Consider the following 2,041-nt stretch of genomic DNA (forward strand, 5'->3'; position numbering starts at 1 on the left):
CCGCCGCGTTCAGCGCCAGGATGTTGGTCTGGAACGCAATGCCATCGATGACCGAGACGATTTCCGAGATCTTGCGCGAGCTGGCCGAAATGCCTTGCATCGTGTTGACCACTTCGGCCACGGCGGAGCCGCCGCGCTCGGCCACGTCCGACGCGCTGGCCGCCAGTTGATTGGCCTGGCGCGCGTTGTCGGCGTTCTGCTTCACGGTCGAGGCCAGTTCTTCCATCGACGCGGCCGTCTCCTCCAGCGAGGCGGCCTGCTCTTCCGTACGGCTGGACAGGTCGGTGTTGCCGGCGGAGATTTCGCGCGAACCCACCGTGATCTCGTCCACGCCACGACGCACCGTGGCCACGGTGCGAGTCAGGCTTTCCTGCATGCGCTTGAGCGCGGCAAACAGCTGGCCGATTTCGTTGTGCGAACGCACCTCGACGCGGCTGGTCAGGTCGCCCGCGGCGATCTTGTCGAAATGCTGGCCGGCTTCCACCAGCGGGCGCACCACCAGGCGGCCGAACAGCACGCGGCAGAACACCATCAGCACCAGCGCCAACGCGACGGCGACGCCCACCGCGACCATGGCGCGGTTGAAGTTGGCTTCGGCCTGGTCGATGGTGGCCTGCTGCTGGTCGGAAATGTATTTGCCGAATTCGCTGATGGCCTCGATGAAGGCGGCGCTGCGCGGCGTGCCGTATTCATTGTTGACCATGTAGAACGTGGAATAGTCCTCGCTGCGCAGAGCCTCGACCATGGTGTCCACGCCGTCATCGATGTACGAGCGATAGCGGCGCACCAGGTTCATGGACAGCTGGCGACCGGTGTCGTCCTGCAGCATGTTCTTCTGGAAGTCGGCGAAGCGGCTGCGCACGCCGGTCAGCAGATCGGTGGCGCCTTTGAGGGCTGCCGCAGCGTCGCGGGCCGAGTTCTCGCCGCTGCCCCAGCCGGATTCCTGCAGGTGCCGGGCCGCGACCATCAGGCTGACGCGGGCGCGCAGCATATCGCTGTTGATCACTTCCACTTGCTTGGCGCGTTCGGTCAGCGCATTGACCTCGCGGATGGATTCGTAGTTGTGCTGCAGGAAGAACGCGGCCAGGCCGCCCACCGCCGCGATCAGCACGGCAAAGAACGCCATGACCCACAACAGCATCGTGCCGACGCGGGCATCGCGCAGCCTGAGTTTGCGTTTCACCTTGGGCGCGCGCGCGGCCTTTTTCTTACCGACCTTGCCGGACTTCGCACCGGATTCGAGACTCGCTTCCATATTCTTTCCCCATCCCTCAGGAACTGCTCTGACCAAATGAAAAACCACCCCGGCGCGGCGTCCTTGCCGGACGGACACGCATCAGGGCGACGTACACCCCGGCTGTCAGCCAGGGCGCTCTGCGCGGAAAACCAGGTGTCTTACGACCCCTTGCGCGTCGGCTCGGGCGGCGCAGCCGGCACCGGGATGACGATGGTTTCCACCTGGGGAGCCGGCGCGGGCTGCTGCGCCCATTCCTGATGGGTATCAGGCACGGGTGCGGGGCCCAGCAATTTCTGGCGTTCCCAGGGTTCCAGCAGAATATTGGTGCTGTCGACAAGGCGCATCAGCCGGCCATCGGGGCCGAACTGCAACAGCGCCTCTTTGCGGCTGTACAGGCCGTCGGGGACAAACGTGATCTTGAAGGACCAGAGGGCGAGGAAGGTGCCGTCGGTCTGCTTGTAGAACTTGTCGGGCGGTGCGGTGAGCGCCCGCGAGGCCTCTTCCAGCGTCGTCTGCCCCGGCGTCAGGGTCGACAGCTTGCCGGGGTCGAAGTTGTGCCCGGTCGCGGAACAACCCGCGATCAGCGCCGCAATCGCCGCGGCAGCCAGAAGATGTAGATAGCCTCGCATACCTGCCCATTTACCGGCCGAAACCGGCCTCAAAAGGATTCCCAATCATCGTCCGCCGGCGGCTGGCGACGCGTGGCCGCAGCCGACGGCTTGGCCTCGTTCGCAGCCGCGGCCGGCCGCGGCGCCGGACGCCGCAGCGGCCGCGCGGCGCTGGCCGCTTCCGCCGCTGCCGGCT

At 66.1% G+C, this 2,041-nt stretch carries 2 protein-coding genes; both read right to left on the reverse strand.

The genetic code is table 11. The features are described 5' to 3' along the window. On the reverse strand, positions 1-1,255 hold a 1,255-nt coding region (locus AC6LJ2_RS29960), incomplete at its 3' end, for a methyl-accepting chemotaxis protein (protein ID WP_263915830.1). 140 nt (positions 1,256-1,395) lie between these two features. Continuing rightward, the gene (locus AC6LJ2_RS29965; protein ID WP_263915831.1) at positions 1,396-1,866 is read right to left on the reverse strand and encodes a hypothetical protein; all 471 of its coding nucleotides are present in this window, start codon (positions 1,864-1,866) and stop codon (positions 1,396-1,398) included. Positions 1,867-2,041 lie beyond the last annotated feature (175 nt).

The organism is Achromobacter sp. 1014246743 (genome assembly GCF_059760725.1).